10 protein-coding genes are annotated in these 8,751 nt (G+C 34.4%); 8 read left to right on the top strand and 2 right to left on the bottom strand.

What is annotated here, in order from left to right; genetic code table 11:
- From ACT8VG_RS04665 to ACT8VG_RS04635, 7 genes are all read left to right on the top strand, one after another.
- The coding region (locus ACT8VG_RS04665) for a hypothetical protein (protein WP_444195295.1) at positions 1 to 1,006 on the top strand (1,006 nt) is incomplete at its 5' end.
- Complete coding sequence (locus tag ACT8VG_RS04660) at positions 1,003 to 1,773, top strand: ABC transporter ATP-binding protein (protein ID WP_331873897.1); 771 nt, start codon at positions 1,003 to 1,005, stop codon at positions 1,771 to 1,773. The genes ACT8VG_RS04665 and ACT8VG_RS04660, both read left to right, overlap by 4 nt.
- Before the next feature lie 4 nt (positions 1,774 to 1,777).
- Entirely contained in the window at positions 1,778 to 2,623 is an 846-nt protein-coding gene (locus ACT8VG_RS04655) for a patatin-like phospholipase family protein (RefSeq protein WP_215657405.1), read from the top strand.
- Positions 2,624 to 2,831: 208 nt separating this feature from the next.
- A complete protein-coding gene (locus ACT8VG_RS04650) occupies positions 2,832 to 3,500 on the top strand; it encodes a M48 family metallopeptidase (RefSeq protein WP_331873899.1) in 669 nt (222 codons plus the stop codon).
- Entirely contained in the window at positions 3,497 to 4,225 is a 729-nt protein-coding gene (locus ACT8VG_RS04645; protein ID WP_217107006.1) for a TrmH family RNA methyltransferase, read from the top strand. Before ACT8VG_RS04650 ends, ACT8VG_RS04645 begins: the two co-directional genes overlap by 4 nt.
- A complete protein-coding gene (locus tag ACT8VG_RS04640) occupies positions 4,222 to 4,491 on the top strand; it encodes an acylphosphatase (protein WP_022425893.1) in 270 nt (89 codons plus the stop codon). The genes ACT8VG_RS04645 and ACT8VG_RS04640 overlap by 4 nt, the downstream gene beginning before the upstream one ends.
- Complete coding sequence (locus ACT8VG_RS04635) at positions 4,478 to 4,837, top strand: diacylglycerol kinase family protein (RefSeq protein ID WP_022425894.1); 360 nt, start codon at positions 4,478 to 4,480, stop codon at positions 4,835 to 4,837. The genes ACT8VG_RS04640 and ACT8VG_RS04635 overlap by 14 nt, the downstream gene beginning before the upstream one ends.
- Positions 4,838 to 4,846: 9 nt before the next feature.
- On the opposite strand, the gene ACT8VG_RS04630 is transcribed toward ACT8VG_RS04635, so the two are convergent.
- Positions 4,847 to 6,010, bottom strand: coding sequence for an aminotransferase class I/II-fold pyridoxal phosphate-dependent enzyme (locus tag ACT8VG_RS04630; RefSeq protein ID WP_288704757.1), 1,164 nt, complete (start codon positions 6,008 to 6,010; stop codon positions 4,847 to 4,849).
- 514 nt (positions 6,011 to 6,524) lie between these two features.
- On the bottom strand, positions 6,525 to 7,799 hold the full coding sequence (locus tag ACT8VG_RS04625; protein WP_444195294.1) for a transposase: 1,275 nt from the start codon (positions 7,797 to 7,799) through the stop codon (positions 6,525 to 6,527).
- 640 nt (positions 7,800 to 8,439) lie between these two features.
- Between ACT8VG_RS04625 and ACT8VG_RS04620 the strand changes: the two genes are divergently transcribed.
- A partial coding sequence (locus ACT8VG_RS04620; RefSeq protein ID WP_444195293.1) for a PfkB family carbohydrate kinase occupies positions 8,440 to 8,751 on the top strand: 312 nt, incomplete at its 3' end.

Raw genomic sequence — 8,751 nt, 5'->3', positions numbered from 1 at the left:
ATTTGCGATTCTTGCGCTGAGTGGCAGTAGTTTTTATGAATCAACACTCTATTTAATTTATCAAGAAATCCTTATCTCTATAATTGCTTTACCTATTGGTTATTTAATTGGTATGGCAGGGGCAGTAGGAGTGAATTCAATCATGTATCACTCTATGCATATTCATAAGTCTATCTTCATGATTCCTATGCGTGCCTATACAGATACACTTATGACTATTGCGATTCTTTTCTTTGTAACTATTCTAGGAGATTCAGGCTTTGTTTACCGCCATGATATCCAGACACTCTTACATGAAACTCATGAAAAGGTTGTGGATAAGAAACTACCTTCTTATCTTCCACCATTCATTTATATATTTGCGATTATTTTATTAGTTACGACTCCTTATAGTCCAACTGGATTTGTATTCCCTTGTTTTGTAGGTGGAATAGGAGCGGCTTATGTATTATCGCAATCAATCCCAGAAATACTTAGAAAAATCAAGAGTCAACGTTTAGGACATACTTTAGACCTCGTTTCTTTAAGTCATTTATCTACTTCTTTGACTAATTCAGGTGCTCTTATTCTTGTTTATGTTGTCACAAATGTTTGTATGAGTGCTATGATCATTGCTCAGAAAAATTCACCAAGAGAATATATGACTGCCATTATTGCTTACATTGTGATGACAATCTTATTATCTATCACAATTATGTATAAATATGCTGCAGAAACTATGAAAAGAGTGAAATCCTTTAGTAATCTTTATAAGATAGGCTGTACAAGAAAGAAGATTGCTTCTTATATTAAGAAGGAAGTGATTCTCTTCTATGCATTACTTGTTTTAATACCTATTGTTTATCTTGCAATTGTCATGGCTCAGGTTTATATGCATACACCAGATACTTTAGGTCTTATTGTTATGTTGTTTGGTGTGGATATCATTCCACAGATGGTTCTTGCAGTGATGACTTATTATATTTATAAGAAGAATGTTTATACAGAAATCGGAGACGTACTATGAGTGAAATACTAGTTGCGAAAAATATAACTAAAATATATGGTATTGGTACAAGCCATACCTTTGAAGCGTTACATGGGGTCTCTATGACTATGAATGAAGGAGAATTCATCTGTGTCATGGGACCAAGTGGTGCAGGCAAATCAACTTTTATTAATAATCTATCTACAATTGATATTCCTACAAAAGGGAAGGTTTATATCAATGATACTGAAGTAAGAAGTACGGGTGAAAATGAAATCGGTAAGTTCCGTTATGAGAACCTTGGATTCATCTTCCAGGAATTCAACTTATTAGATTCTCTCACTATTCTTGAGAATATCGCAGTTCCTCTTTCTCTTGCAAATTTGCCACAGGAAGAAATAGAAGCAAGAGTTAAAGAAACAGCGTCACGTTTATCTATTGGTTCATTACTTCATAAGTATCCTAATGAATGTTCGGGAGGACAAAGACAGCGTGCAGCTATCTGTCGTGCTCTTGTCACTCATCCTAAACTTATTGTAGCGGATGAACCGACAGGTAACTTAGATTCTCATACATCGCATGAAATATTAGAAATATTCAAAGAACTCAATGATCAAGATGGTGTTTCTATACTTATGGTGACTCATGATCCAATGATTGCCAGTTATTCACAGAAACTGCTTTACATTAAAGATGGTGTCATTGCAAAGCAAGTCGTGAAGGGGGATTTGACACAGAAGGAATATTTCCATAAAATAGTAGATGTTAACTCGGCAGAGTCAATGTCTTTATTTGAGGGGGAATAAGTATATGAGTGGAATTGTTTTAGAAGGTGGTACATTTAGACCAATCTTTTCATGTGGTATTATGGATTGTTTGAATGATCATGATATTATGTTTGATTATTGTATAGGTGTAAGCGCAGGAATCACTGATGGTGTTTCTTATGTATCAAAACAGCCTAGAAGAAATCTTGAGATACTAAAAACGTATCGTCATGATCCTCGTTATATTGGTCTTAGAAACTATAAGACGGATCATTCTTTATTTGGTTTAAAGTTTGCCTATGAAACAATGTCTAATGAACTTAATCCTTTTGATTATGATACATTTTATAAGTCTCATACAAAAGTACTTGTAGGTGTCACAAATGCGAATACAGGAAAAGCAGAATATATAGATGGTCATAAAATAGATCGTCATTGTACAGTGTTAAAGGCAACATGTGCTATTCCTATCGTATTTCCTGCGATTCAAATTGGAGAAAATGAATATTTTGATGGCGGTATTGCAGATTCTATTCCTGTAAAGAAAGCAATAGAAGATGGTAATAAGAAGCTTTTGATTATTCTTACTAGACCAAAGGGTTATAAGAAGACACTCAATTTTTCAACTCGATTTGCAGCACAGGTTGTGTCTCGTAAATACCCACTTCTTAAAGATGCCCTGCTTTCACGTCATATCAACTATAATGAAACATTAGACTATATTGACAAGCTAGAAAAAGAAGGCAAGGCACTTGTATTAAGACCAACAGAAGAAGTCATAATTGATTCTATGGAAAAGGATTTAGATAAGATTCAAAGAATCTATGATTATGGTTATGCACTTGCTTTAGAACATCTAGAAGAAATAAAGGCAATATGTCATGAATAGAGTCTCTTGAAAGAGGCTCTTTTACTATTTATAATAGTTTCTGTAGGTTGATTTATATGAAACCTATTATCAGAATATTACCTTTATTTGATGAGAAAAAAGAGAGTTATGTACCCAATAAGAAGTTTGTATGGGGTGTATAATGGCATCCTGAATTTATGTATACAGAGAAAGAAAGTCAGAAAATATTTGAAGAGTTTATAAGAAAATGCAGAGAGTAAAATGGAATATTGAATTAAAAGGACATATATACCCCTGTATTGTTTCATTTAAGAAGATGAAAACAATCAGAGTGAAGATTAGAGATAATTATTTAGAGGTGAGTGCACCTGTTGGTACAAGTGAGAAGTATATTCGTGATTTAATATATGAAAATGAAGAGGATTTATATGCACGATTATCTTCTTATGTCCCTTATTTTGATCTGAGAGAAGATGGGTATGTCTATATCTTTGGTAAGAAATATCAAATAGTTGTCAGAGATATTAAGAAGAAACAATGTGCAATTCATGGAGATAGTATTTATGTATATACTTCTTATATAGAAAATGCGTTAGGTATATATCTTTCTCAGATGCTATATGGATATTTAAAAACGAGAACGGCAGAATATCTTCCTTTATTTAATCGACCTATGCCACGTATACAAATTAAACAATATAAAGGAAGATGGGGAAGCTGTTATGATCAATTAAACCTTTTGACATTTAATTTCTCTTTAGTCTATTTAGATAAAGAGTTGATTGATTATGTAATTTTGCATGAGTTATGTCATTTTATTGAACCAAATCATTCTCCTCGATTCTATGCAGAAGTCAAAAAGAGAATGCCTGATTATAAGAAACGTATGAAAATATTGGAGGAAAAGCATGTATGATTCAATCAGTGAATAATAAAACAATTAAAGACCTTGTAAAATTAAAAAACAAGAAAACAAGAGATGAAAAAGGACTTTTTCTAGTAGATGGATTCCACATGGTAGAAGAAGCAAAAAAAGCGGGACTATGTGATTTAGTTATTAGTACAGATGAATCATTAGAAGGGCAGGATAAAGTGCTTGTTGTGTCTGATTCTGTCATGGAAAAGCTCTCTTATACTAAAACACCACAGCCTATTATGGCGGTATGTCATAAGAAGGATAATATTTTAAAACATTATGATCGTGTTCTGATTTTAGATGGTGTACAGGATCCAGGAAACTTAGGAACTATCCTTCGTTCAGCACTTGCTTTTGGCTTTAAACAGATTGTCATGAGTCCTGATTGTGTAGACTTATACAATGATAAGGCCTTGCGTTCTACTCAGGGGGCTGTTTTTCATTTAGATATTGTCCGTGATGATTTGAGTCATGTTATTCCAGAATTACAGAAGTTAGGTGTACGTGTCATTGCGACAAGCTTACATAATGCATCTTCTATTGATGATATTAAATCAACAGATAAGATGGCTTTTATTATGGGGAATGAAGGAAATGGTGTGAGAGATGAAACAATTGCGATGTCTGATGCCTCTCTTTATATTCCTATTGATACAATGGAATCACTTAATGTTGGTGTAGCAGCAGGTATTGTGATGTATACCTTTAAGGGGGGTTCACTATGATTAGACAGCATATCTATTTTTCAGGAAGAGTACAAGCTGTTGGATTCCGTTTTAGAGCACAGATGAATGCGACTCAGTTAGGGCTTACTGGCTGGGTTAGAAATCTCTTTGATGGACGTGTCGAAGCAGAAGTCCAGGGCACACCTGAACAAATCAATCGTTTCATCTACAAGATGAAAAATGAACAATGGATAGACATCACTGATATGGAAGTGAAAGATATTCCGGTAGAAAAAGGGGAGAGAAGATTTGATGTTACATACTAGACAATCTCTTTTAAAATCTTTTCAGCATGCCTTTGAAGGCATTATCCATACAATTAAGAAGGAACGTAATATCAAAATACATCTTTCTTTTATGTGTGCCGTTATCTTATGTGGTTTCTATTTTCATATTACGAAGATTGAATGGATGATCTGTCTTATTCTATTTGCACTTGTTTTGTCATTAGAACTTGTCAATACAGCAATTGAAGCCGTGGTGGACTTAGCCTCACCGGATATTCATCCCCTTGCAAAGCTCTCTAAAGACGCTGCAGCAGGCGCTGTGCTTATTAGTGCAATCATTTCAGCTATCATTGGCTTGATGATCTTTATACCTTATATTATTTAAAAAAGCGGGCTATTTGAATAGTCCGCTTTTATCCATCATGTCTAATGCATGTTCTATTGTATCATCACTTTGTACAAGAGCCATACGTACATAACCTTCACCTTGAGTACCAAATGCATTACCTGGTACTACAAGAACACCTGTTTTATCAAATAGTTCCTTTACAAAAGTTTCAGAATCTTTAAACTTATCAGGAATCTTTGCCCATACAAACATAGTACCCTTAGGCATATCGATGTCCCAGCCAATAGACTTACAGCCATTGACTAATAAGTCTCTTCTATGTTTATAAGCATTTCTTGTTTTTTCTACACATGATTGATCCTGTGTTAATGCTTTAATTGCACCTTTTTGAACAGGTAAGAACATACCATAATCTAGATTAGATTTTAATGATTTCAGTTTTCCAATAATTTCTTTATTACCAAGCGCAAAACCAATACGTGCCCCTGCTAAACCATATGTCTTACTTAATGAGTTGAATTCAATACCAACATCCTTAGCACCTTCAAATTCTAAGAAACTGTGTCCAGGCCCTTCAAACAATAATTCACTATATGCATTATCGTGAAGTACCACGATGTTGTATTTCTTTGCGAATACAATGAGTTTCTTATAGAATTCATCATTCGCAACACCACATGTTGGGTTGTTGGGATAAGATACAATCATATACTTTGCATCCTGAGCTGTCTTTTCATCAATCATGTCAAAATCAATTAAATAGTCATTCTCTTTTAATAATGGCATAGTAACAACGTGAGCCCCAGCGAGTAGTGGTCCATCTCTAAAGATTGGATAACATGGATCCTGGACAAGTACGGTATCGCCTTCGTCTACTAGAGTTAAAGCTAGATGTGCTAAGCCATCCTGAGATCCAAGTAATGAAGTCAATTCTGTTGTAGGATCAATCACAACACCATATCTTCTTTCATACCATTCTTTTACAGTGTTCTGAAGATCAACTGCATCTTGAATCGCATAAAGATAATTCTCTGGTTTCATAGCTTCCTTTGCGATTGTTTCCATGACTTCCTGAGTTGGAGGAATATTAGGTGCTCCAATACTCAAATCAATGACTTCTAGTCCTTGTTTTTTTCTTTCACTACGCATATTTGCGAGTGTAGTGAAGATGCTTTCTCCGAAGAGATCCATTCTTTTTGAAAATTTCATTTTTATATACGCCCTTTCTTCAAGTATCATAATACAAATATGAAACAAATGAAAGTTTCAACTTATAAAAAAACTTCTTGAAATGTATGTGTAATTACTATTTCCCTGCTTTCGGCTTGTTCGATAGATTAGATTTCAGAAATGGATATTACGTTTGCCAGAATGGGAAGCAGAGAAATGAATCATAGAATTGATGGTGAATTCATAATGACCTAAAGTGAAAAGTTAAATTCCACTTTAAAAAGAAACGAAAATAATGTGGAATTTAGTCGTTCAGGATTATATTTTCATAAGAATATCGGGTATTAATTCTGATATTCTTTTTGTTTTGGGAATGGAACTTAATCATTCGTACACTAGAAATGAGATTCTAACGTCATAAATCATGGTATTTTAAGGCGCAATAAAGCTATGGAATTTCGTTCATTTTTTCGAGTGTAAGACTAAATTCCACTTTACTTTCATGTGCTATTGTCAGCCTGCCTCTCATGTTTCATACATTCTCCGAATGATTTTAGTTATCTTCTTTTAATAAATATGGTTTTAAAATAATATCATCATTTTCTATTTTCTTGATTCCAAATTCTATGAATCTCTTGTATAAATCTGGATTAAGGAACTCCATCATCTCCAGCGGAGATTTTCCCTTCAGGTACTCCTTTAGCTGGGAATTGATGTGGGATACTATGAGATTAGCCTTCTCCTGTGAATCTAGACCAAGCGCTTGGAGATTTGTCCCTTTAGGGCATATGTAACGTATCTCCTTGTGGTAGTTTTCAAGACTTCCTTTCTGGCGTGATGCCATAGGATCACAGTAAAAGACATGAGTTCGCATGCTGCCATCATTATCTTTTTCCAGTCCTTCTGCATCCGAGAATTCAGAACCTCTATCCGTCTTGACTACTTCTACTTCTTTCAGGAACAGTTCTTTTCCTAATATCGATTCTAGAAGGTCTATACCTTCAACCATAACCTTTGCAGTCTTCTCTTCATGGTATATAATAAACATGAAAGAGTAAGACAGGAACTTAAAAGTCTGCATGAACGGACCGCTTTGTCCATTGTAGACGGTATCCATCTCGGCGATACTAACGTTGTCATTATCGTCAGTATATGAGATGAAATCATCATAGGTGCGGCCTATCAGGAACTTTCTGTCTTCTCTTTTTTTATATTTGACAGAATCCTTCTTTGATATTCTTCTTGTCTTGACTCTTAGATCAATATCAAGCAGGCCGAACTGTCTAAATACGCCAGATTCTATGTAGTTGTATAATGTCTTTTCAGAAATATTCAATTCAGGATGAGAAGTAATGATCTGATATGGTGATTGACCTTTCTTGATAAGAGGGACAATGATATCAGCTAAAGCCTTAAGCTCGCTATATGTCATATTTATTCCTTCTCTTGAGTTAATGAGGTCAGCCATATATTCCTTATTGGCGATATCTGCAGAATATGTGAACTTATCAAATCTGCAGTGCTGGTATTTAGGACAGCCATTGCAGGCGCCAGGAGATCTGTCTCTTCGCTTACATTTGAAAACTACTAAGTCAGCACAGTTCTTGTATACATGGTGATGCTTGCATCTGTCCTTGTTGGCGCACGCAGGATCAAAGCTGCAAATATGTGAATGTACTCTATGTGCCTTGATTTCTTTGCCTATAGTTGATTTATCCTTTCCAAGAGTTGCAGCGATAGAAGTCTTGGTAGAACCATTTTCTATCCCTCTCTGAATGATTTGTCTTTCTGAAAGAGTAAGATGCAGATTCTTATTTGATTTAGCCATGATAATCAGCCTTTCATGAAATAGAGAAACAGACATCACAGTAATTATATACCTGAAGGAGAAAATTCAACTATTGAAAGTGTAAAAGTAAATTCAACTGTAAGAGTAAAATCAAGTGGAAAGAAGTGAAAGACTAAACGCAACTTTGCCCCGCCTAAAGTGGAATTTAACTTTTCACTTTAGGATTTATGATTTTGTTAAAAATATAGTTGACTATTTATTTGAAAATAGCCTATAATACATATAGGAACAAAAACATTTATGTTTTATGTAGCCCGACGCCTGCGTTGGGCTACTTTTTTTATCTGAAATTGTCAGAAAACTATTATCTCTATATAAAATGGGTGTGCCTATAAGATTAAGAGTATTCTAGAATGTGTAGAAATTTAAATATCATACTTCAAATACGAGGTGATTCTGAGTGGTTTGCTATAAATGTAGTTGACTATTAGTTTGAAAATAGTCTATACTACATACAGGAACAAAAACATTTTGTTTTATGTGATGCAGCGCCTGCGTTGCGTCACTTTTTTATTTTATTTCATCTCACAGTACATAAACTGTGAGTTTTTTTATTTATACCTCAAACTTGGCATATGGATTGCAGTATATATAAATGAATAAACAATGGAGGTATTCTATGTACGATGTAACAGCAACAGGTGAACTATTAATAGACTTCACTAGAAATGGTTTAAGTGAACAGAATAACCGTATCTATGAAGCCAATCCAGGAGGTGCACCATGTAATGTACTTGCTATGCTTGGAAAATTAGGTTATAAAACCGCATTTATTGGAAAAGTAGGAAATGATGAGTTTGGAAAACTGTTAAAGAATACAATCTCAGAACAAAAGATTTATTCTACTGGACTTATTCTAGATCCTGATGCAAAAACAACACTTGCTTTTGTAGATAATGATGAAACAGGAGACCGTAGCTTCTCTTTCTAT

It is taken from the genome of Catenibacterium sp. (assembly GCF_052354645.1).
Classification (GTDB): domain Bacteria; phylum Bacillota_I; class Bacilli_A; order Erysipelotrichales; family Coprobacillaceae; genus Catenibacterium; species Catenibacterium mitsuoka_A.
The sequence above is the reverse complement of the archived record's forward strand: the minus strand, read 5'-3'. Positions and strand labels throughout refer to the sequence as shown.

Excerpts from the sequence above, each read along its gene's own strand:
- ACT8VG_RS04660 (WP_331873897.1), top strand. The coding sequence starts at position 1,003 with ATGAGTGAAATACTAGTTGCGAAAAATATAACTAAAATATATGGTATT.
- ACT8VG_RS04655 (WP_215657405.1), top strand. The coding sequence starts at position 1,778 with ATGAGTGGAATTGTTTTAGAAGGTGGTACATTTAGACCAATCTTTTCA.
- ACT8VG_RS04650 (WP_331873899.1), top strand. The coding sequence starts at position 2,832 with ATGCAGAGAGTAAAATGGAATATTGAATTAAAAGGACATATATACCCC.
- ACT8VG_RS04645 (WP_217107006.1), top strand. The coding sequence starts at position 3,497 with ATGATTCAATCAGTGAATAATAAAACAATTAAAGACCTTGTAAAATTA.
- ACT8VG_RS04640 (WP_022425893.1), top strand. The coding sequence starts at position 4,222 with ATGATTAGACAGCATATCTATTTTTCAGGAAGAGTACAAGCTGTTGGA.
- ACT8VG_RS04635 (WP_022425894.1), top strand. The coding sequence starts at position 4,478 with ATGTTACATACTAGACAATCTCTTTTAAAATCTTTTCAGCATGCCTTT.
- ACT8VG_RS04630 (WP_288704757.1), bottom strand. The coding sequence starts at position 6,010 with ATGAAATTTTCAAAAAGAATGGATCTCTTCGGAGAAAGCATCTTCACT.
- ACT8VG_RS04625 (WP_444195294.1), bottom strand. The coding sequence starts at position 7,799 with ATGGCTAAATCAAATAAGAATCTGCATCTTACTCTTTCAGAAAGACAA.